Source organism: Paenibacillus sp. 481 (assembly GCF_021223605.1).
In the GTDB taxonomy this organism is placed as follows: Bacteria; Bacillota; Bacilli; order Paenibacillales; family Paenibacillaceae; genus Paenibacillus_B.
In genome coordinates, this window is sequence record NZ_CP075175.1 from 5,133,193 (window position 1) to 5,155,798 (window position 22,606).

17 protein-coding genes are annotated in these 22,606 nt (G+C 39.3%); 4 read left to right on the forward strand and 13 right to left on the reverse strand.

The window, feature by feature from the left end; translation table 11 throughout:
• Window positions 1–24 precede the first annotated feature (24 nt).
• From KIK04_RS22190 to KIK04_RS22200, 3 genes are read right to left on the reverse strand one after another with little or no spacing between them, the layout of a single operon-like run.
• On the reverse strand, window positions 25–981 hold the full coding sequence (locus KIK04_RS22190) for an ATP-binding protein (RefSeq protein WP_232275867.1): 957 nt from the start codon (window positions 979–981) through the stop codon (window positions 25–27).
• A 17-nt stretch (window positions 982–998) separates the two neighbouring features.
• Entirely contained in the window at window positions 999–2,957 is a 1,959-nt protein-coding gene (locus tag KIK04_RS22195) for a hypothetical protein (RefSeq protein WP_232275868.1), read from the reverse strand.
• A complete protein-coding gene (locus tag KIK04_RS22200) occupies window positions 2,950–3,606 on the reverse strand; it encodes a TnsA endonuclease N-terminal domain-containing protein (protein WP_232275869.1) in 657 nt (218 codons plus the stop codon). Before KIK04_RS22200 ends, KIK04_RS22195 begins: the two co-directional genes overlap by 8 nt.
• 160 nt (window positions 3,607–3,766) lie before the next feature.
• On the opposite strand from KIK04_RS22200, the gene KIK04_RS22205 reads away from it, so the two are divergent.
• On the forward strand, window positions 3,767–3,982 hold the full coding sequence (locus tag KIK04_RS22205; RefSeq protein WP_232275871.1) for a helix-turn-helix domain-containing protein: 216 nt from the start codon (window positions 3,767–3,769) through the stop codon (window positions 3,980–3,982).
• A 2-nt stretch (window positions 3,983–3,984) separates the two neighbouring features.
• On the opposite strand, the gene KIK04_RS22210 is transcribed toward KIK04_RS22205, so the two are convergent.
• Entirely contained in the window at window positions 3,985–4,278 is a 294-nt protein-coding gene (locus KIK04_RS22210; RefSeq protein ID WP_232275872.1) for a hypothetical protein, read from the reverse strand.
• Window positions 4,279–4,414: 136 nt separating this feature from the next.
• Between KIK04_RS22210 and KIK04_RS22215 the strand changes: the two genes are divergently transcribed.
• On the forward strand, window positions 4,415–4,759 hold the full coding sequence (locus tag KIK04_RS22215; protein WP_232275874.1) for a helix-turn-helix domain-containing protein: 345 nt from the start codon (window positions 4,415–4,417) through the stop codon (window positions 4,757–4,759).
• Window positions 4,760–5,017: 258 nt separating this feature from the next.
• Here KIK04_RS22215 and KIK04_RS22220 read toward each other — a convergent pair whose 3' ends face one another.
• The 4 genes from KIK04_RS22220 to KIK04_RS22235 all read right to left on the reverse strand — a co-directional run bounded on the left by KIK04_RS22220 (window position 5,018) and on the right by KIK04_RS22235 (window position 15,042).
• A complete protein-coding gene (locus tag KIK04_RS22220; protein ID WP_232275875.1) occupies window positions 5,018–6,046 on the reverse strand; it encodes a 3'-5' exonuclease in 1,029 nt (342 codons plus the stop codon).
• Window positions 6,047–6,275: 229 nt separating this feature from the next.
• Entirely contained in the window at window positions 6,276–7,706 is a 1,431-nt protein-coding gene (locus KIK04_RS22225) for a hypothetical protein (protein ID WP_232275876.1), read from the reverse strand.
• Between the two features lie 188 nt (window positions 7,707–7,894).
• Window positions 7,895–12,292, reverse strand: coding sequence for an ATP-binding protein (locus KIK04_RS22230; RefSeq protein ID WP_232275878.1), 4,398 nt, complete (start codon window positions 12,290–12,292; stop codon window positions 7,895–7,897).
• Window positions 12,293–13,926: 1,634 nt separating this feature from the next.
• Window positions 13,927–15,042: a hypothetical protein gene (locus KIK04_RS22235; protein WP_232275880.1), complete on the reverse strand. Its 1,116-nt coding sequence runs from the start codon at window positions 15,040–15,042 to the stop codon at window positions 13,927–13,929.
• A gap of 698 nt (window positions 15,043–15,740) precedes the next feature.
• Here KIK04_RS22235 and KIK04_RS22240 point away from each other — a divergent pair.
• Together KIK04_RS22240 and KIK04_RS22245 are read left to right on the forward strand one after the other, a co-directional pair.
• A complete protein-coding gene (locus KIK04_RS22240; protein ID WP_232275881.1) occupies window positions 15,741–16,844 on the forward strand; it encodes an OmpL47-type beta-barrel domain-containing protein in 1,104 nt (367 codons plus the stop codon).
• Complete coding sequence (locus KIK04_RS22245; RefSeq protein WP_232275883.1) at window positions 16,841–16,978, forward strand: fibronectin type III domain-containing protein; 138 nt, start codon at window positions 16,841–16,843, stop codon at window positions 16,976–16,978. Before KIK04_RS22240 ends, KIK04_RS22245 begins: the two co-directional genes overlap by 4 nt.
• Window positions 16,979–17,227: 249 nt before the next feature.
• Here the strand turns inward: KIK04_RS22245 and KIK04_RS22250 are convergent, their stop codons facing one another.
• The 5 genes from KIK04_RS22250 to KIK04_RS22265 all read right to left on the reverse strand — a co-directional run bounded on the left by KIK04_RS22250 (window position 17,228) and on the right by KIK04_RS22265 (window position 22,602).
• Window positions 17,228–18,607: a hypothetical protein gene (locus tag KIK04_RS22250; RefSeq protein WP_232275884.1), complete on the reverse strand. Its 1,380-nt coding sequence runs from the start codon at window positions 18,605–18,607 to the stop codon at window positions 17,228–17,230.
• Between the two features lie 459 nt (window positions 18,608–19,066).
• The gene (locus tag KIK04_RS22255; RefSeq protein WP_269670974.1) at window positions 19,067–19,768 is read right to left on the reverse strand and encodes a 5-methylcytosine restriction system specificity protein McrC; all 702 of its coding nucleotides are present in this window, start codon (window positions 19,766–19,768) and stop codon (window positions 19,067–19,069) included.
• Window positions 19,762–20,067 carry a 5-methylcytosine restriction system specificity protein McrC gene (locus KIK04_RS24280; RefSeq protein WP_442951194.1) on the reverse strand — a complete coding sequence of 102 codons (306 nt, stop codon included), beginning with the start codon at window positions 20,065–20,067 and terminating at the stop codon, window positions 19,762–19,764. Before KIK04_RS24280 ends, KIK04_RS22255 begins: the two co-directional genes overlap by 7 nt.
• A 38-nt stretch (window positions 20,068–20,105) precedes the next feature.
• A complete protein-coding gene (locus KIK04_RS22260) occupies window positions 20,106–22,133 on the reverse strand; it encodes a hypothetical protein (protein WP_232275885.1) in 2,028 nt (675 codons plus the stop codon).
• Window positions 22,117–22,602: a hypothetical protein gene (locus tag KIK04_RS22265; protein WP_232275887.1), complete on the reverse strand. Its 486-nt coding sequence runs from the start codon at window positions 22,600–22,602 to the stop codon at window positions 22,117–22,119. Before KIK04_RS22265 ends, KIK04_RS22260 begins: the two co-directional genes overlap by 17 nt.
• Window positions 22,603–22,606: the final 4 nt, after the last annotated feature.

Genomic DNA, 22,606 nt, shown 5'->3' on the forward strand with positions numbered 1-22,606 from the left:
AGTATCAATCATCCTTTATTTAAACTAAGCCAAAGCCATATATATTTCAGATTCAATATACCCGGAGTCTTTAATAGCATTTCTCCAATCATCTTGTGTCGGCCAGTATATATCATTTGCATAACCTTGTTTCATTGCATTCTCAACCGTATATGCAAAGTACTCCATGGGAATTTCTAAACTTTTTGATAAACCATATTCTCGCCGAATGTCTTTAAAATGACTGTGTAAATCGGCTGCGCATTTTTCTAATCTATGTCCTTCTTCGAAAGCTTTTGGGAAATAATATCGCGTGAAACTCCACCCGCTCCCTTCAGGATATTCGGAAACCTGATCATAGCACTTTAAGCAAAACTTAATATCTTCAAGTGTACGAATACCATAGAATTGATGCTCTTTTGTCATAAATCGACCAATGATTTGAGATTTTTTCTGTTCTAAGAAAAATGTCCTGCGCGACAATAACTCTTCTTGTCCAACTGAAATGACAGTTAGACTAATCTTTGCACGATCGAGCTCATTATAGATATCAATCAGCCAATTGTAATGTAACTCTGTTAAACGATGTGCCTCATCAATAATGAGGACGACTCTACGTAATTTCGATTTCTCTCCTTGTTCAATAAGCAAGTTGACAATCTGACTTCTCATGTTGGAGGGTTTTCTTTTCGATGGAAAAGGAAATTTGAAATCACTTAATATATCGAGAAAAAACTTTTCTTCACTAGGCACTCGATACAAGTTACAACTTGTTGAGAATATGGGTATAGGTGCCCCTAGTTTCTCAGGAATATACCTCATAGCAAATTGAATAGAGCTGCTTTTTCCTATTCTCGGTCGTCCATATACGATTATGCCAGGACTTCGATTTGATACTGTTTTCATTAACGTTTCCATCAATTTCAAAACTTCTCTTGTTGGTAATACATAGTGACCTTGTTCAACAGGATGGACACCACTTGGAATATTAGGTCTTTTCATTACTATTTACTCCTAACTTAATATGTAATGGTCTTGTATTGCGTTAGAATTTCCTCGAGATCTTGGAAATTGGTAGTATCTATTTGACTATTGAGCTGACGAGCATTTTCTAGAGGATTAATAGTGTCAATTTCTTGTTGTTGTGAAGTGTCTTTTGTCTTCTCTCGAATGTATTTTTTCACCTTAGTAATCTTGTTAGCATCACGTTTTGGTCCTGCTTTAGCTTGTCGTGTCAAATAATCCGTATACACAAACACAGGATCGTCCCAACTTGTATAGTGAATTAGCTTATTAATTACAAGTTTGTTGATCTCTTTTCTCATCTGTAAATTATGCGGGCTTAAAGACCACTTACCCACGGCAACTAAAATACCAAGCTCACTACCATCTGGCAAAAAAGCTCGAATTGTTCGTAAATCATCGATATTTACCTGCAAGCTTAGTTCAGTACCAATTAAATGAGCTGAATTAGCTAGCTTATCATTCCTATATTCGACCCCTTCATATTGAATGTAAGGTCTTTTTCCGGTCCCTATACTCCCTCTAACCGTTCGTTTCATTGTTGTTTGCATAAATAACATCTCCGATCTTTTATTTTCATCAAGAATACGAGGAGATATTCCACTTGATACACGTTTTTCTAACAATTCGAGTGGTGATTGGTGAAAGATACTCTTATGAGGTGTCCCGTTATAGTTCGATATTAGTATTTCAACAAGCTCCTCTAAATGACTGTATGTTATCGAAAACTTGATAGCTTTTTCATCTGGCTCCTGCCTTCGTGGATCTTTGGGATGGCTACCAGTAGTGTTCGGGAGACGATGAATTTGTTCAGCAAGTGATTCAAAGAATCGTTCGATAGTTCCTCGACGCATTGGAAGTGAAACCGGGCCTAAAGAAGTTGTGCAACCAAGTAGATGGTACAGTCGATCTTGCACCAGATTTGCAAGGTGAGATTTCGCGTTATCAAATGATATAATATCCCAGACAGCCCACTCCATTTCTGGTGATACTTCTGAAGGAAATCCACCTGTCTCTTGGTATGATAAATTGTCTATCGATAATGTTTTTCTTTCATGTGGTATGACAGCATTTCTGATACAGGTCATAACATCGCTAGCGCTATATTCTTTGTTTAGAGATATGGAGTAGCCAATTATATTGTGTGTTGCGACATCGATTATACACAGAATCCAGAACCGTTCGAGCACACGTACAACTTCATCTCCATCTGGAGTCATCAGTCGAATAGCAAATATAGCATCAATACGATGACCATCAAATTGAACGATTTGGTATGGCGTCATGGTACTCGGATGATTTGCTTCTCCGATTCCAGAATGACGTATTTTTTGACTTGCATCTTGTCCAAAACGTTTTGCTACACTGTGGATATGAGCGTGCTGTAGATTCTTTAGATATCTGTATATAGATCGATAAGCCATATGTTCCGTATTAAATGGGTAAGCGTGTAACGGTATATTCTTATCTCTACAGGCCTCCACAAATTTCTTATGTATGTATTTTGGTCGCATTACGGGCTCCATACCTCTTCTATTTCGATTAAAATAGAGATCTACAATTAACTCTTCTATATCAGGGTGTTTCTCCAAAAGTAATTTAAACTCGCCAGTTTTTTTTTCAAGGTTTCTCTTCCTGCTTGTAGGATTTAACTCATATTGCTTAACTCTTTTATTAGGAATTAAGGCTCTATATCCCAATACCTCTCCATTTACGTCAAATGATAAGCATCTAGTAATTAACCGGTGAAGATTCTTTCTTTGAATCTGAGTCTGAGCATATATTTCCTTCATACTGACTCTTTCTGTGACATACATATCGACAGCTTTCTTTCTCGATAGAAATATTTCTCGTTCTGGAGGATGTAACTGCATTGGGTCAACTAGTGGCCATAATTCTAAATTTACTTGTTCAGGTAGTAGTGTTTCTTTATAGATGAACTTGCTCCTAGTCATCAATCCAAACCTCCGTACTGTTTCCCCATAAGATTTCTGTTATGTTAGTGCATACAACACCTGTATACATGAGCCATGCGCAAATATTAATAATTTTATTGATTGTAAACTCACTTTCTAATTTTCGAAGCAGCTCTTGAACAGTGCATCGTCCCTGCTTTATAACACATAAAATCTCCTCCAGATTCTCGGGCTTCTGTATATTGGAAACAATGGACAACATTTTAATTCGATTCTCCCTCTCGATCCTACTCTCGCGTATTGATGCTTCAGTCATTACAATATGTTTATATCCGTTTTCTTCACACCATTTCTGTTGGGCGCTAATCTGTCTCATCGTGCGTGAGAATCTATGATGATCAGGGTTTAGTTCAATTAAATATTTAATTTCTACGAATACTTCTTCACCGTTGCGATACTTAATCCACATATCAAATATGCTCGTATGAATCTTCTCGCCACAAACATAACTAATTTCTAATGGCTGTTCACAATAGGCTATTACATTAGGATCAGTATCAACTCGAACAAAATGATCAAATTCCAAATCATTGTATAGCACCACTTTACGACCCACTTTAGGGCCATTTGCAGTCCAGTAGTTATTCCCGTATTTTTTACTACGAGACATGACGATAGGATTAAACATTGCTATCTTCCTCTTTGAATGTGTTTACTAATGACGTATTTCCAAAACGTTTATATCTTAAACATATTCCCTTCATTTTTTTGAAAAATATGATTATAGTTTATTGATTAATAGGAAACACTAGAATTATAGCTTGCTAGAAATGGAGAGGTGTGTCTGAATGAACGAACAGGAGATATATGTATTTGTTGGTTATAAAATACGTGAATGGCGTTCAATAAAGAATCTGACTCAAGAGCAGTTAGGAGAAAAGTTAAACATGTCTCGTCCATCAATCTCGAATATAGAGGCTGGAAGACATCATATTAGCTTGCATTTATTGTTTCGACTGGCATATATCTTAGAAATACCTCCTCAAGAATTGATAACAAAATAGCTTTATGTCTTCTTATGTATTTTGCTTAGAATTTCTTGAATAGCTTGATGGTAACTATCAATAGTTGCTTGAGAAATTAAAGAATCCTTGTGAATGGCACGAGCAGTGATTTGGTGTTTTAAAATTAGTATTTCACCAGGCTTTGATGGATTATACATGATCGGTAAGTACCATCCTCCTTCTGTCCTTACTTTGTCGTACCACCTACCTTTTGTCATCACATTACTTACATAATAATGATTACGATACTTTAATCCCTTTATAGTCATTCTGGCTATATCCTTGTAAGCTGCCATAATTAGCCCCCTTTTTAATTAAAGTTGACAAAAAGACTCGATTTAATACATATATGTATCATTTATTAATAATGATATTCAAGTGCATATGTATCCATGACTATATGTTGCTTACACTAGTTTCTGAGGTGTAGTCATGGATAATTCCATTTTAGCAAGTGTAGGTTTTCGAGTCAGAGAAATAAGAAAAGAGCGTAAACTCTCTCAAGAGCAATTAGGAGAAATCGCAGGATTTCATTTTTCATATATAGGTGGAATCGAGCGTGGAGAGAAGAACGTGTCATTATTAAACCTTCAAAAAATCGCTGAGGCGCTTAGTGTACCTGTGTACGAACTGCTTAAATATGAAGTAAATACGAAACCACCACGTTCAGAGAAAGAACATTTATTGGTGAAGGTTCAACAACTAACAGTAAAAATGAATTCTAAAGACCTTAAAAAAATGTTGTTATTTATAACTGAAATAATGGACAACAAATAGGCCCGTTCATGTAATGGGCCTATTTGTTGTCCATTTTCTCTTATATCGTTCTTTCAACTTATTGATTATTTGCTGTTCACATTTTTAAGTGGCAGAAAGACCGTAATAGTTGGCTTCCTGCCGGCCCTTTTTTATAAACAAATGAGAGTCTTTTTCATGGATTAATCATACGTTGCTGAACTTTATCATCAGTGCCATACATCGTAACGGAGTATAGGGTTAAATATTTTAAAAAAGTACCATTTAGAATTGATGTAATTATGTAACTTTGCCACCTAATAATGTGTGGTTATAAAGCGCAATAAGTAACTCAAAGGTTGCTTCGCAATCACTTAAAGCTCTATGTGCTGATTTGTTTTTAATATCAAACAATTCACAAAGAGTTTCTAACTTATAATCTTTTGAAATAATCTGAATTTTTTTAGATAGCTTTCGAGTGCAGAGTAATGTACCTAAAAATGGCGGAAAATGAAACTTATCCATAAATTTTCGGAGTAATTCAAAATCAAATGTATGTAGGTTATGACCAACTAAAACTGGCGTGTTACCAATAAACTTAACAAGTTGCTTCATAACAACATAATTTTTTGGTGCTGAATCAATGTCTGATTGCTTAATGCCCGTTAATTCGCTTATTGATGGAGGTATTTTAATACCTGGATTCGTAAAGCTTTGAAATCGATCAACTATCACTCCGTTCTCAAACTTTACTGCACCTACTTCAAAAATTCGTGCAAATTTTACATAAGGTGAGTTAGTTTCGAAGTCAATTATTACACCGTGAGTTGGTAAGAATAGTTCATTGTAATCTAACAGTCTAGATTGTTTTTTTAAAACTTTAGTTTTTTGTGTCAAGCAGTCCGTCTTATTTTTGACTTGTTCAAATGTATATCCATGCAAATGCCCTTCTCTTATTGTATCTATTTGCCCCATTTGGTTTACTATATTAAGTGTCTCAGTATATCGCTCTTTAACAAATGTGAAAGTCCTAAATTGTCCTAAAATCCAGAAAATTTCTGTACGTATTGAAGGATATGTTATGCTGAGGTATCCTTCTGAGAATGCAAGTAATATAGAATAATCATGATATACTGCCTTCAGCTTTTGTAAAATTAAAATTAGCCCCTCTCCGAAAGCTTTTTCAGGCTTAGATGCCCCATGATTTATGTAAATGTAACCTTGTTTAATCCCCTTTATTTTGCAAAAAATGGCGGTCGAGAAGCGTCGCTCCATTTGGAATAATTCTAAAGCCAGAGTAATTTCCATATACAGTTTTCCTTCTTTCATAGTAATATAAACTATTTATATTATTAGAAAAATTAGTCCTATAAATTAATGTTCTATTACCCTTCACATTTACATTTTGACCTCAGAGTTCTTAAAAAGATTTGAAGGACCTTTTCAAGCACATGTTTATTACCTTCTTTAATCTTAAGTAATTCAAGACAAGCGATCCATCAAACGAGAGGTTTGCATCATCTTCTCAAGAATCGCATGTCTTGTAGTCGTTTAAAAACTAATATCGCACATTTCCAATATTTACATACAACTCTTGTGATATAGTGATATCCAACTCAGACTTTATTTTTTCAAACGTCTCCTTTGAGCACACCCATCTTTGTAAAAAGGGTTGTCGATGCAATTGATCCTGAGTGATATCCCGAACTGGACCATGAAGATGCTCAAATCTGATTATACGCTTTCCATCCTCAAGCCAAACAAACGGATTGTTATCCGATGGATACCATCTGAATACGTCAGTCCATATCAGAGATGGATAGCATAAGACACTCTGATTATTAAATTCACCGATACCACCGACGGTATACGTCATTCTTAAAACTGGCTCACTTGCATCTTGCGGATCAAAGCGTTCATCGCTGTACAAAGCAAATGTACGACCATTCATGGTCGTCACTTCATTTGTCTCCATCAACTCAAAACCTCTGTTCCGAAGAAGCGTATTGAAGACCACTTCAACATCTGTCGACCTTGAATATGTGTGTAGCACTGCACCAAGCACAACTTCATCATCTGACACCCCAGCTTGAATATGCGGCAGAATACGATCCTTGAGAGATCTCTTATCGCCCGATATCTGGTCCAAATCATGATCTATGACCCACTCTTCAGAATCTACAGCAGGAGAGGGACTTTGAAGGAAAACGAACGGCTCATCTGATTTTAAGAGAGCTTGGGAAAGTGCAACTAGAGGCGTATCTTTCCACCTACCTATGCATAACTCATGGTAAATAACTTTCAATAAATGAGTCCTATGGGGCAAATTACGAACCTCCATTTGACCTTGATTAATCGCAAGTCGCTCAACGTGTTCCGTTTCATGTGGGTTGGCATCGGAATATGCCACATATTTGCGTTCAATGTCTTCCACTCCTTCAATAGTAGCTCCTTTCAGTCTACGTAGAAGAGTTTGAACAATGTCATTGCCGTGTAACTCAAATGAAAGACCACGAGGAATACTTGGAATATCTAAAACTCCTCTTTTGGCTGGGAATATCGACAGATAAGTTTCCTGTTCCAGAGGCATAGGGACTTGCCACTCAGGGCAAACTTCTCCTGTTCTGCGCTCGAGCGCCTTTAAAATCACCCAAGCCTGCAATTTCAGGCCCAAGTCTACTCCCTCGTAACATGTCCGAACGATTTCTGAGAATGGTTCATATGCTAATGGAGCACTTGCCGCGGCACTCTCGACGAGCAATAAAACCTTTTCTTTAGCACTGGAACTCAGACACGGCCAATTTTCCGCAATATATCTGAGATCTCCTGGCACAATTTGAGCAAGACTCCAAAGTCCACGTAGCGCGAGCTCAATCCTCGTAAGGTTATTTGATTTTAAGATTCTAAAGAAATACCTCACAGCAAATTCTGACCATGATCGAGGAACTGAATCAAGTTGGTGTACATCAGGAAGTTCGATACGCTGCATGTCTGAAAGATATCCATTACCTTGAATCCACATTTCATGTAGTTTAAGATGCCGACATAGGCCTGCTTTTAGATCCTCGCTACCTGTGGAAAGAGCGCGAAATCTACAAAATTCATCCAGTTTTCCCGCCGCACTGTGGAGCCAAAATCGTTCTTCAGTGTCAAAATCTAAATTAGCAATTACTTTTTTCAGTAGTTCGAACCGCACGTTATCGCGTACGAGAGGCACAAGTGCTTGGTGCGCCGAGCGAATGCTGTAATCGCTCCATAATTTCGCTCCAATAATAGCCCAATTAGACGCTGAAGATGTTTTGGATACCCAGTTGGTTTTTCAGCTTCTAGCCTGTTGGCAATAACATAAATTCCTGAACACAAAACCTCCAAGTTAACATCAAATTTGGTTGGTTCTGTTAACTGCTCAATTGCCTCTTCAACAGAAAGGTTTTTCAATGTTTGATAAAATTCATTTTTCTCCTCATCACTGCTTAACACACCGCTCTCCGTGTCTTCGTACCACCTATTTGGAATACGATAACGATCTCGATTTCCCTGCACGTTATATTCTGCAGGGCCTAGCCCCTCTAGCTTATCACTTATAGAATTGATGCCATTCCGTTGAGCAGCAAGGCACAGTGCTTTTTTCAAATCCTGAAGATAGCAACGTTCATAACCGTCGTGCCAGTTTAGAGCACCTATTCCAAAGGACCAGATCGTAAGAAGATCGGTCTCGGAAGTCTCTATAGTTTCAAGTACAGAGATCAAGCCATCGAATATCATGTTGATGTTTTCCAAAAACGATTCTCTTACGTTTTGGGCATTCAGTAAACGCCACATAGCCGTAGGTCCTTCATAAACTACAGAACCAGCCACAACAGCTTCTACAAATATTGCAAGTCGATTGTCTCCTAGCTCTGATGCAACCTGGCAAATTTCGAGTAGTTGCTTCCCTTCATTTTCCCAGATTTCTGGTTCCAGTTTAGCAAGTTCCTTATACCAATCTTGCGGGCTCTCCAGTACGTACTCTTTGTGACCTGTGTAGCCGATCATGCCCCATTTTAGTAGCTGTCGTGCTCGCTTGGCTTCTTGTTGAAATCCAATTTCAGCAGCAAGATCAGAAATTCGATTCACGATGTCTACACGCTCTGCTACATCGTGATGCCAAGCCCTTCCTTCATCAGCACACCAGTGAAGGAACCAATGCTCCAATAATTCTTCTTCTCCCCGATCCCATAGATAGCGCCATGCAATTTCCATCATATAATTGACAGGGTAGGACTGGCTATATTCCTTCATGAACTGATAAACTGTACGATCAGCTTCACCACCAATTAGTGAGGCACATTCGATAATAACCTCAACAATCCATTTTGTCGCTGGTTGATCTTTGTAAGCAGTTTCATTGAAGTTTCTTTTTTTGATTACTAATGCTTTAAGGACTAGCTTGACCTCATGCGATGAAACGATTCGTCCGGCTGCTTCTTCTCCTCTCCTCCTATAGGTACCTAGCCATTTCCCTGCAAGAGCACTACCGCGAAGCAGTGCCGATAAATGTCCTTTTGTGCGGCTATCTCTCCTTTTCACATAGTAAGCGGCGACACCTTCCTCTCCAATTCCACTATTTTCACGAGAAGGCTGCGTCCAACCCAAAACAAAACTTACCATACAGTAAAGAAGCACGTGATCCTCCAAGTGACGACTCGAATCGATATTTTCGAGACACTTAAATCCCTCGTCTACTATTGGCTGAACCCAGAAATCGAATAGGTCTTTCCGTTCCGTGAAAAGGCTAAGTGCAGCGGCTTTAATTTGAAATGTATCTGGGAGCCTGTCACGTTTTCCTCCCCATTCTTTTAGGGTATATGCAATTTCAGGCCATCTTCTTTTTGATGCTAGCTGCAACAGGTTCTCTTCCATGTCACTAAAAAAAGTATAAACCGAAACTTGCCTAGACCAAATCCAATCTCTCAGATCACCATATTCTAATGATTCACTCATTACTCCATTGGAGAAATGAGCCCATGCTTGACGATTCAATACATCTTCTGTCATATAAGATTCTTTCGATTCAGTCCAGAGCAAACCGACATGATAACTTACTTGCCCCCACACACGTAAAGTTGCCTGGAAGGTCTCATTCAAATGTTCGTAGTCAGTTATTTGATCAAACACATTGTCCTTCAGTATGCTTACAAGATCAATCGGTGTCATATCGAAGAACCAACGACGTATTAAACTATATGCTCGTTCCCTTTCATGTACCTGGATTAGACGATAAGCGTCAACCATCGTGAGATGTACTCCATCTAGCGTCCATGCTTCCTTGTTAGGAACCCTACCTTCGGAAAAAAGAAGCGGTGGTACATCCGGTACATACTCGAAGCTACTACCCGTCCAGTCAACTGACTTATGTAATTGCACGAGTGTTGCCGCAGCGCACGATACGGCATGGACACAATCCCAATCTCTTGTTTCAGCAACGTGTAGCAAAGCTTGTTGGCATTGTTCGTGCAATTCCCTTATCGGTCGTTCTAAAGCAATGCCTTCCATGACGTATTCTGGCATAAATACTCGTGCTTGATCCGAATGACGATCACTCTTTCTTAATAAATCAAACAAGCTGGCATGTCTTGCAATCCCCTTGTCTGGAACCTTCCAATAGTAATTCGCAATTAGGCTTGCTACCTCACGAAGCCTTTCTGGTTGAGCATGTACTTGTTTTGTAAGGTGAACCCTAACATCGTTGTGAGTCACTCGAAAGCCATCATTCTCTTCAATTACCAATGGCCGAAGAGCACGCAGAGCCTCTGTCCAGTCAATGGGTGATATATTCATCACTTCCGCGAATATTATTGCCAAATCCTTACCTGTCACTCTCTCGTTTGCCAGAGAAAGACAGCTGGCCAAACGTTGCCCGACAAAGGGAAATCTGTCATCAAGACGAGCAACTGCTGCCAACCAAATGTTTTCATAGTACTCAGAGATACTATTCGTCAACCTTCGGTTTGTTAATTTAATTTGTAACTCATCTACATCGAGAAGCGACTTGGCCTCTTCAATAGCAAAAATGGCAGCCAGCGTATTTTCCTTTGAAACGTAATTAATTAATCTAACCGTTGCCTGAAATTGATCCACGGGCAACTCAGGGATCTCGGTAGCAAGAAGCTGTGAAATATCCTCTTCTTGAATACCTTCAACGATCCAGCGGGAAACTCCATACGAGCTTCCCTTTAGCCAAAATGGGTATTTGTCGTAGGAATTAGCAGGTTGTCCCACAATTAAGAAATGTACATGCTTCGGAACTGCATCAGGTGGTATCAATGTTTCTAGGAAGGAGTGTTGATCGACACCAGCACGAGCTGCATGATCAATACCATCTATTGCGATGATCGTTGGTCGACCCCGCTCTTCTCCTAAAATGTTTGCTAGTCTCAAAACCTCAGAAATTAGCTGAACTAGGGTCAAAAAATCGTTTCTAATGGGAACATTATATCTTGCTAGGCGTCCTTTGAAGAAGAAGCTACGAAGTTCAATCAGCAAGTCTCCCCACAATACCTCGGCCTTCGTCGTTACGCCTGAATCGGCAGGCAACCTCTCCGTCTGAGGTGTTATTGGTTTAAATGCATGATACCGTAGATCAATAATTGGATCACGTCGGTTTGCCAATGCACTTACGACACTTGTTTTACCTTGACCAGGCATGCCAGTCAAGAATGTAATTGGATGAGAGCCTGACAACAAATGATTAGACAAATCCTCCAGAAACTTTAACCTGCTTGGAAAGAATGGTGCGGGAGGCAATAGCATGTGTTCCCCTACAAGTTCTTGTGAACGCATGCTTAGTACTTCATATACTTCCTCGCGATGTATTGATTCTTTTTGGCCGCGAGACGTTGTCACCCATTTACGCAGAGCATGATCGAGTTGGCTGAATATAGACCTTGCTTTCTCAGTTGATATCCCAAATGTGGTAGAGATCTTCTGCGTTACTTGGCTTGTTAGTTCTTCCAAATCGGGCTGTTCAGCCTTTATAACTAGCAGTTTGAGGAATTCTAATTTCTCATCGTCACTTGAGAGCCCACTTAGTTGGTCATTCCATTCGTTCCATGCAACCAGCCATTGGACTGGCATCCGAACATCAGTAAGTTTAAAAGCTGTAGTGAGTTCTGACTGGAGATGTAAAAGGAACTGATCGAGTGCGGGTCTATGGTACTCTACAGTATTGGAATCCTTCATTGTAGTTGATTTAGTACTAATTTTCCTATTGGAGAAAAGTACTGGTGAGCATTTCATCCATTTGCTTTTTAGTGTTGCCCATGCTTTGGACATACTTTTCAAAAGAGACAACATATTTCCGAAAGTTATTGTGTCCTCTGCACGAGTATGTTTGACTTGCACATACTCCGAGGTTCCGTCGGCATACACAATTACGACATCATCTAACCCTTGCGCTTCAGTCGCTTGCAAAATAACGTATTCGATTCTATTATCCGTATTAAGCATGTCGACCACATATTTTTGCCCAATAGTCCACTCGTACCAGTAGGGATCACCAATACCAGCTGTAGGATTTTTGTCATGTGTTGTCATAAGACCCCTCCTTGCATTTTTTTCAAAGTTGTAAATACATGGAATATAAGGATATCGAGACAATAAGGTGTTTAGTTCTTACTCGCATCGCTACATTGTAAACAACCTCAACAACAAAATATAATCAATTCATATTTTTGCCCCATTTTCTGCGAGCAAGAAGATGTAGACTTACACGTTATAAGGAGAAAAGACAAAAAAGAAGAACTATCAGAAATAATCCTCTACCGATTTCCATGTTTCTTCATTTTACTTAATCAATGCTAGTATTAAAATCCCGGAATAAATAGACATCTCTTAGTAACTTATATCTATAAACATCCCACAACTACTGCCTACTGCTCGTTACGTTTAATAGGAACAGGATCGTACATAAAAACACCTTCAATCGACAGTATTCTTCTAAAATTTTATCATCATCAGAAATTTATGTAAATGACTCACGTCTTATGAGACATGTTTGTGTCATTAGAATTGTAAGATGGGTTTGTGTGACCAACCTCCTACTACAAACCTTAAACTAAATAATAAAATTAATTTTATTTTTGGCGTGTTGTACATGTAATCGTTCATTATTTTTGTCTAAAATCGTGTAGCGCATAGCCGAAACCGGCCCCATCGTCCAGCTCGGATCCGAGAACTTTGACTTACCTAACTTATTCTGTAGGTATTTCCCTATGCAATCCGTCGGAAGCTGTTTGCAACTGTCTCAGTCACCGACCCCATTCATACCTTCCATTTCTTTTGACTCATAATATTATTCATTTAAATTCCCGAAAAAATGTTGTATATTTCCTATGTTCTAACAACTCAAAAATTTTCGATTAATATCGTGCTACCATCGATCAAAACACTGGAAAGGATTATCCTAATGAAACCACTATAGACAGATTTAAAGCTTAAAAAGAAAGACCCAATAGAACCAATACCAAAAGACATGATCAGGCAAGTCCAGATTCTGAATTGCATTGAGGAATTGACTGTTGAAGATCGGACCGACCTCCTAGATAACAAAAAAATCCGTTCCTCATTGAAGGGTCGGAGATAGTAGTGAATTTGTTTACTACGTTTCTGGCGATGATGAAGCATCCATCAAAGAGGGCATACATCGGTTTCTTAGCTTAAGAATGCTTTAAGCAAGCGGATACAGAGAAACTGCTGTATCACCTATTCTCCGAATCTCTCCTCGACCGAAGAGATTCAATGCTTCAAATTCTTGGAATACGCTATGAAAACCTTAGAGAGGCCATACAAAAGCGAAATGACCATTTAGATTTAGATAAGCTATATGCGAAACTCAAGTAGATCTTTTGGGAGAATGATTCCTTAGATCTAAATACACATATATCTATCAAAAATCAAAACGGGCTTCTTCGAAGCAATAAGATGTACCTCTAAGGTTTAATGAAGCGAGTTGATAAAATGGCCGAGGAAAAGGAGATTTGGACCCGCAATGTCATTAAGTTAAGGCGCAAGGCCAAAAATCAAGATCAAGAGCAGGTTATCGAAAAGATAGCCCGCTCTTTTTTTACACGAAAAGAGAAGATATGACTTGACAAGCAGATAGAAATGTGTGCGAAGCCCCTTGGAAAAACGAAGTCTAGTTCAAGCTGATTTTAACATTGATATAATATTTATGTCTCATGAAGATCTACAAGTCTCGACAAAAGCAGGAGCTGCAAGTCGAGCTTGTCCATCTGCCGATTAACATAGGGAGGTAGAACCCCTTCACTGATGAGACGTCTTAGGTGATAGTCGACCCGTTCAGCTCTGAAATACGGATTATTCAGATACTCGAAGACTTTCTCCAAATCGTAGTGTAGCCCTTCGAACTTAGAGGATCTCGAATGCAGAAGGTGTCCATGAGCCATACCATTTTCATCAAACGTCATGCTCTGGAATGCTTCGTATAGCTCATCGACCAATACATGCAGTGAATTCAGGTATTTCGCTACTTTTTGCCGTTCCTGCTCGGGGAAGTCCTGCGGAGCAGTGAACAGCTCGATCAGTGTCTGGATGTCATGATGATACCCATCATGCTCACGAATTCGAATACTGTTCTCCTTTAAGAGGATATGGAGCATCTCAACAACATCGGAACTGCGCCCGATCTCCCGCCGCCGCTGCTCCTCGACAAAGAAACCATTCTTTTTCTCAATTACGTTTATTACGTTCGATAAAAGGGAGTATCGTTTAACCGTATACTCATGAATTTTGATGAAGCTCATTGAGAAGCGAATAGGTTGAGCCACATCGGGATTGTTGCTGTAGAGATAAACCGAATAATCTCCGTTACCCCCGACATCGCTAGACCAAGAAGCGAAGTACTTATCCGTACTCTTCGTGCCGTCAGCACTTCTTAAATCAACTGGATGCGCCCCGAAGCATGCCCGGATTTGCGAAAAATACGCATCGTCGGGAACTGCCGCATTAAATACCGAATCGTCCTTCTTTAGCGAGTGTTCCATCTCGAAAACACGATGGAGCTGCTCGATGGATTGAAGGACAATATCGTATGTCGTGATCAGCTGCAGAACATTCAATGAGCGAACATCGTCATGAGAGTGATTCAAGTCGATGTATGGTAAACCGTTCACGCTGACGGAGAGCCAATCCTTCGCAGAGCAAATTAGGCTCCAAAGGTTCTTTCCATTGTAGTTGTTGTATGTGTTAATCAGGAAATCGTCATGATCACTTACGGCTTGTTTGAACTCCTCAAGCAAGGAGCTATCGAGTATGTATAAGTTCATAACATTGAACCTCTTTCCTACTTATTCAGGTGACCTCTGTGTCTTTACAATGTGTATAAGATGATCAACAACGTGATTGTTGAGAAACATTCGCGAGGATACCGAACCTGATGCTGATTTAATTGAAATAGTTACCCCGTCATCACGAACTTCAATATGATAATCGTCATTTTGAAAAGTTGGCGATACCTCGTATTTCATTTTAACTAACTCAGGGTATCTTCGATAATGTTCATTAAGTGCGTCCCTATGGTCAAATTCTATACATTCATCATCAAGAATTAGAGCAACTCTACCTGGAATAAAATCGCCACGCATCCATGAATCAAGGATCGCTTTATGAAAAGAAATGTCCCTGTAACTCTTAGTGCAAGAAGTTTTGTTTTATTTTACCATTTTTAGAATTAAGTATTTAGAGAGTCCTAGATACTCAGCAGCTTTCTTTTCCCCCTGATAACATAGCCAATCATTTGAGTTCCCGCCGTTGAGCTCTGTCAAATTCACGATCAATTTCATCAAGAGCAAGAATTAAAGCATGGTATCTACGCTGAGCATACATTCTTCGCTTTTCTAGATCCTCTGGTCTATCTTTATAATAAACGCTTGTAGTAACTGTTAGCATCGATAAGAAGCACCCTACCTCACCTTCGCTGCAGCGTAGTATTACAGACTAGACGGAAAACAACGTTTCTATTTCAATGACCTCGGGCATTGATAAAGAGAGTAGCGTTAGTGGCACCCAGTATAAAGACGGAGCGGGAGGCATATGGACCGACTATACAATCCCGATTGTCATTACTGCTGAAGGAGAGACATGGGTATATGCCCGTACCGTTGATCGTGCTGGCAATATTAGCACGGAGTCGTCCACTTCAGCTCGAATCGATCGGACGGCGCCTGGTGAGCCTACGTCGTTAACGGGTGTCGGCAAGTGGAGTCATAAGAACGTAGCACTAACTATCAATCCTGGCGACGATATAGGCAGTGGAATACTGAAATCACAATATAAACTTGGCGTTAACGGAAGTTGGACTGATTATACAGTACCACTGACATTTACCGTAGAGGGAGAAACCCAAATATACGCAAGAAGTGTAGAACGCATAGGACATGTCGGAGGTATAGGTACGACTATGGTCAAAATTGATAAGACCGCTCCCACAAAACCGACAATACAAGTTAGCCATAAACAATGGACGACTTCTAATGTTCTGTTCACTGTTATATCAGGCAAAGATTTATTAAGTGGTGTGTCCAGAACTGAGTATAAGCTAGATGCGGGAGATTGGATCCCTTATTTGAACTCGGTAACCATAAGTAAAGACGGGGTGACGAATATCATTGTCCGTACCGTAGACCGTGCGGGAAACCCTAGTACTGAAATATCGGAAGTTACACAAATTGACCGTACCGCACCTTATCCGCCTAGCATTGTACCTAGTGCGAGAGAATGGTATAACGGAAAAGTAACATTTTATATTACTGCTGGAACCGAAACTGGTAGCGATGTGGCAAAAAATCAGTACAAAATTGGAGCTCAGGGGGCTTGGTACGACTATACACTAACTGTACCTATCATTAATGAAGGTCAGACCCCGATTTTCGCGCGAACACTAGATAAGTTAGGTAATGTCAGTAGAGAAAGCACGGAAATTATCAAAATTGACAAAACTGCTCCAACCCCTCCAATTCGGATGAGCATAGCTGACAAAGCTGCTAACCGTGTAACGATATCTTGGGGAGCAGCCACTGACAGAGTGTCTTTCGTAAAAGGATACGATATTTATAGAGGAACATTTTGATTGGATATACAGCTGATTCAAACTACGTTGTAACAGGATTATCAAGCAAAACGACTTACACGTTTACTGTGGAAGCCCGAGACGGTGCGGGCAACCTAACTGCTGGCAATCCGGTAACGACCACGACAGATTAATTGACTCTAAAGTAGTAGAGTGATCATTCGGTCCGCCGTTGCAATGCATAGATGCAGCGTCGGACCAGATAGATAGAAACAGGATCACGTGCTACTACTAGCCCAGTATGTTTTCTGAGTTGTTTGCCATTATTCATAAGAAATCGGCTTACCTCCTTTAGGTGCTCCAGCTTTGGATACAACCTAAAGCGACTGGAAAATAGGCGCTTTAATAACATAATCGGCTCATTGACGACTATCGGCACTTCTTTACCCCTTTCGCATCTCAGCTTCCATTACACTCAACAGAAATGTCTCGAGCCTGCCAAAATCCGATAAATTATATCTAAACGATATTCCAGGCATGAATTCCAACTCTGTCCCCTGCTCACTCATTGCTGTTTCTCCGCGACCTTTATGCAACTGAAACACTTGCCACGGAGCAGCGTTGGTAATATGAATAAATTTTGCATACAACTTGTCACAATGCCCCTTGTTTTTTCTCTCTTTCACAGGAAAAGCAAAATTTCTATACATTTGGAAGTTCAAGTGTGTATAGTTGTCGATTTTGGTTGAAAAGTAGCGTACACCATCATATTTGCCCGACTGTTGTACCCATTGAAGCAGAAGCTGGGATACAATATATTCCGGCTTGAATGTATCGTTTGGATTCATTACTTGGATGGAACAACAAGCGATCAATGGCCAAAGAATCAAGTACGTTCGCACCATATCATACACTTCGGTCAAATCCTTTACTCCGTAAGATCGCTCAACATGATATGTAAGGTGATCCGCCATCGCTGTTGGAGGTATAGAAATATCGAAGAAACTAAGTGTTTCCATAGGCAAGAATAAAGATGTATGCGTTGTGTTGAGATCAGGCTTCCCCATTTCCTCCCAACAGGTCAACGGTGTAGAACCTAAATAAACACAAGGAAGACCAGGGATGCTATAGCGATTGGTTTTTACTAACCCCCTTTCCTCAAATGGAATATGAAACATATCTTTTGAAGAATACGTACGATTGGAACTACCCAACCTCATTTTAAACAGCTTCAGACCTGGCTCGTTCGATCTATTGGTCAACGGATTGAGGTTTAATCCTTCGATGCGTTCCGTGCAACATTTCAGCTTATTAAATGCTGCCTCGGGAAAACCTTCAAGATATCTACCTATCGCAGCTAATAAGTCGTTACAATTATCTCCAGTTGTTTTTATATCATCTTCTGAAAGAAACATACCCGTCTTCAGAGAGCTTAATACATCCATATAGGATTTTAGCTTATTGGTGACATAGGTTTCATAATCGGCTTCTTTTTCAACCCTTGAGTTTCGGAATAACGGCAGCTTTCCAACGCCTCTTAACAACTGGAGAATAGGTAAAACTTGAGTGACCCAGAGTAATAAAAATTCAATTCTTTTTTTCTCTTTATAATACTCTGGTAGTAGCTCACAATCAGATTTAATTGCTCCATGCTCATCCAATATACCGATTACCGAATTCTTTGATTTTATTGGAGGACTATTCTTTTTCCTGTGAAGTTGCTTATGCAACTCGTATGCTGCTTTACATAGTTCATTAATAGTCGTTTGCCCATCCTGTAATCTTTTCTGAAGATATTGGATCAATTCATCCTGACTATTCATACATAGTAACCCCCGTTGCTAGGATAAGATACAACTATATAATAGCATAAGACAATAACGGGAATAGTGCGCAGACTTCTTGATCAATGCTGACGATATATATCGAAAGTATTTGTTATTCTAACGAGGTATGATAGTTTAATTAAATAGCGGCAGTCTATGACTTTTTTTTCTCGTTCATGGCTACCGCTGTTTCCATTATTGGGGTCAGTCCCGCGTGCCCTCGATGAGTACTGTGTCGTCAGCGAATGCGTCCACTTGTTTCATATTACTAGTGATGTCTGGACAGTACGTTTGAAAGCCGCCGGTAAAGCGCGAGGAAGCGTTGTGTCACCGCAAATCTCAATACATCAGGTAGAACATTGGATTAAGCTGAATTTAATTAAGAGATTCCATTATCGTAAACTGTCGTTAGCTTAATAACTCCAAATGATCCAATTCTCATTTCTTCCCTTAAATTTATTTTCCGTCCCATCCAGATTCAGCTATGATCCCTCGTAAGTCCTCTTGGGTCTCTAACCAATGTGTAATTCGTACCATCCGTACACAAATTCGCTTCCTTGAGTTGGCTGCCAAGGTCCAATTCCGGCCGGAAGCCGCTCCATCCATTGCAGGGTACAGTAAAACGGCTCTTCTAGCATCTGGGCATCCCGTCACGTAGGCGTACATCTGATAGATATCACCCTGCTGATACTTGGTAATATCCTTCCATTTCGTATCCATTATTAAAGTCCAGACAAATTCCCCATTCACTTGCCGCTCTCCCAAGACAATATCGGGGATCAGCTGAATATTATCCAGACCAGAGTCCTTATTTCTGAGTAGCTTAACCTCTTTATGCTGAATCCGAATTACCGCTTCTCTTCCTAATGTCATCTGCTGTAGGACACGGCCGACATACATCTCATAGAGCGAATGCACTTCGAACAAGAAGGAAAAACATTCCTCTTTCGCTCCCCTGTGTAGTACCAACATGTGGGATAGAATCAATTTTGCTAACCGGAAGGCTGGTTCAAATCTGGAGGTTTGTCGGTCAAAATGCACCTGATTGAGCAACTCTTTCACATCCCCTGGACCGTCCAATTCCTCAAAACACCCGCATAGGTGCAGCAACTTTTTCCGGATTGAAGGATCCAACACCTTCCGCTTAAGGATTACCAAGGTTTTAAAAAAACAAAATTTAAAGGGATCGCAGGAGTCCTTTCATTGAAACTGCAATAAGCCCGTGACTTATCAGTTGCATTATACTGCAGGTGCTTCGTCACCATAAGCCGTCCCTTCAGGTGTTGGGAGTTTTCCTCCAGATCGACATAACCGGCCGCTAATCCCCGCTTTAACTGCCTCTGTAGCTCCATGCAGAAGGCGGCCGCGATCCAGCTCAACAAATCCGCGGCTACCACTTGAACAGCCGCCACGGCTGGCCCCATCTTGTATGGGATATAGCCGCATACACCAAGCATATTAAGAAGGGCCAACTTGTGCAGGGACAACAATTACTTTATAGACTTTTGTCGATTTTTTGGAATGCTTTATTTGGTACCATAATCAAATTGTACTTTCCTTCTGGGAGTTCATTAACTACTTTTCGAGTATCGCTATCCTTAACTGTGATCCCTATAATTACTTGACTGTTACTTAAATTATTTACGATACTATTGAAGAACTCTTTCATGTCACTTACGATGATACTGTGTTGTGCTGGTTCATCAAAAATTAATGTACCTGGATGATTTCCTGAATCCATCAATGATGTCTGCAATAGAGACAGAGTAAAAGCCCAAATCGCTCGAATGTTATCACTTGCCGATGAATCAAATTTCATATCAAATCCTTCTATTGCCGGCAAATAATTTTCTTTTGAAATCTCTACCTGATTTAAATTCTTAATACTTCTATATCCGAACTTTTTTAAGTTATCTACTAAGCATTCTTGTAAATGCTTTAATTTAACTTTATCTTTTTCAGAATATTTATTCTCGGGTAATGCGGCTTTCTTCTCTAGATAATCCTTCCATCTCTCTGATAATTTTTCAAAGGTAACTTTATGATTTGAATAGAAATCAATTAATCTTTTTAGATTATTTATCTCGGATTCGATACTTAAACGTTTGTAGACAATCGCCTCTGAGAGACTATCATTAGTCTGGTATAGATCACTCCTTAATGATTTAGCCAAACTCCGCAGTTTATATAAACTCTCTTCCATATGATTAATGCTGTTTTGAATTTTATCTAAATTACTTCCATGACTTAACTTTGCAAACTTAAGCATGTCCCTCTGAGCATTTAGATGCCTTATGTTATCGTCTATATTCATAATGGGCATGTCATTCGGAAGCGGAAGTAATGTATCTGCGATTTCTTGATGGCAAGTTGGGCATAAATCTTTCGATGTATAGAGGTCTATCTCTGATCCAAGATCCCGGAGACGAGCAGCATCCTTATTATTACTAATGTCTGTCTCAATTATCTCGAGATTATTTTCTAATCGTCTGATACTAATGTGTTCTTTATCTAAAAGATCACTAAGTTTAACTATATCCCATTCATATTCACGTATTGTCTTCTCAGTCTCGCTAAGTTCAATTTGAAGCTCGTCAAAGTTATCAATAATTTTAGGTTTTAAAGCATTTAAATCCTCGTAATCTTTGGTTAAGTCATTGATGTATTCACCAATGTGGTCGTTATTCTTTTGAATTATTATTTTTGAATAATCTACATCAGTTAATATTTTTGGGGAAGGTGGTAGCCCAGTGATTGTACAGGACTCCCTTTCAACTAAAAGGATTATTTCTCTTACTACTGTGGTCCAACTTTTTTTAATATGATCTTCTTCAGCTCGTAGTTGATCTTTTTTTCTATCATTATCTAGAGTATCCAAGTCTAAAATGAATTCTATTACGCGTTTCTTAGACTCTTTTATTCCAAGTATCGGCATCCCAGAAAGAATATTCGCCCAACCATGCTTTTGTTCAATAAACATCCCTGAGAATATTAGCTGGAGGTACAATTTTCTAATGGCTTCATCTGAAGCAGGTACCATAGGTAATTCAATATGTAAGAATGTTTCTAAAAAGTTATGGAAACCCTTTTTATTGGTAGCAGCGTTAGGCATATGAACATACATATCATCCAACAGTGTATCCTGGCGGTGAATATTCTCCATGTCTGAGTAGTATACACTAATCAATCTGTTATCCCTATTTTCTATTTTAGCTGCTCTGAAAATAGTAATAACTTCTATACCATTAAAGATCTCCAAATATGCCCCCGATTCAAGTACTGGCCAGACATTCTCATCTTCTTCTATAACTGATTTAAAAGCTGCAGTTAGTACTTTTTCACCACGCCCACCAATAATCTCCTCAAATCCTAAGCAATAATAAATCATTGCAATGATCGAACTTTTACCACGAGTATTATCATCGCTAGCAATAAGATTTAGTCCAGAATAGAACCTTTCGTCAAAACCAAAAATCTTTTCTTTTGTCTTTATTTCAATTCTTAATCTATTTATCTTCAACATTGGTGTACCTCCAGAATGTTGTGAGCTCTTTTATTCTTTCTTCTGTTAGTTTATTGGACAGCAAAAATAAATATTTCTTTTCAGAACTCAAAAGGCTTGAATCCTTCATAATTACTTTAGTGAATTCCTTTCCCTTCTTTGTAAGGCGAAACAAACCATTCTTCTGTTGATTGAACAACCCTTCAGCAATTGCGTATTTTATTGCACGGTTTACCGCAGGATCAAACCTTACTACGGAATAGTTATTTGAGCTATTATTTACAAAGTCCCACAGCTTTCCCCTATCGCTCGTCGTACTCAAAGCAGTTGATACCATTTGCAATTTCATTAATGAACATCCACCGCGTGCGTTTAATTCCAAAATAAGACTAAGCTTAGCTAGCTTATAGCTAATACGGTAATTAAATGGAACAGCATCAGGCTTAGCATCAAAAATAATCTCTTCAGAGAGTACATAACTTTTGTCCACATTC

Bases quoted from the DNA above. Each gene is read 5' to 3' on its own strand.
- KIK04_RS22250 (WP_232275884.1), bottom strand. From the start codon at position 18,607: ATGAATAGTCAGGATGAATTGATCCAATATCTTCAGAAAAGATTACAG.
- KIK04_RS22215 (WP_232275874.1), top strand. From the start codon at position 4,415: ATGGATAATTCCATTTTAGCAAGTGTAGGTTTTCGAGTCAGAGAAATA.
- KIK04_RS22190 (WP_232275867.1), bottom strand. From the start codon at position 981: ATGAAAAGACCTAATATTCCAAGTGGTGTCCATCCTGTTGAACAAGGT.
- KIK04_RS24280 (WP_442951194.1), bottom strand. From the start codon at position 20,067: ATGCTTGGTGTATGCGGCTATATCCCATACAAGATGGGGCCAGCCGTG.
- KIK04_RS22200 (WP_232275869.1), bottom strand. From the start codon at position 3,606: ATGTTTAATCCTATCGTCATGTCTCGTAGTAAAAAATACGGGAATAAC.
- KIK04_RS22235 (WP_232275880.1), bottom strand. From the start codon at position 15,042: ATGAACTTATACATACTCGATAGCTCCTTGCTTGAGGAGTTCAAACAA.
- KIK04_RS22225 (WP_232275876.1), bottom strand. From the start codon at position 7,706: ATGCAGCGTATCGAACTTCCTGATGTACACCAACTTGATTCAGTTCCT.
- KIK04_RS22260 (WP_232275885.1), bottom strand. From the start codon at position 22,133: ATGTTGAAGATAAATAGATTAAGAATTGAAATAAAGACAAAAGAAAAG.
- KIK04_RS22220 (WP_232275875.1), bottom strand. From the start codon at position 6,046: ATGAAAGAAGGAAAACTGTATATGGAAATTACTCTGGCTTTAGAATTA.
- KIK04_RS22230 (WP_232275878.1), bottom strand. From the start codon at position 12,292: ATGACAACACATGACAAAAATCCTACAGCTGGTATTGGTGATCCCTAC.
- KIK04_RS22195 (WP_232275868.1), bottom strand. From the start codon at position 2,957: ATGACTAGGAGCAAGTTCATCTATAAAGAAACACTACTACCTGAACAA.
- KIK04_RS22205 (WP_232275871.1), top strand. From the start codon at position 3,767: ATGAACGAACAGGAGATATATGTATTTGTTGGTTATAAAATACGTGAA.
- KIK04_RS22240 (WP_232275881.1), top strand. From the start codon at position 15,741: ATGACCTCGGGCATTGATAAAGAGAGTAGCGTTAGTGGCACCCAGTAT.
- KIK04_RS22210 (WP_232275872.1), bottom strand. From the start codon at position 4,278: ATGGCAGCTTACAAGGATATAGCCAGAATGACTATAAAGGGATTAAAG.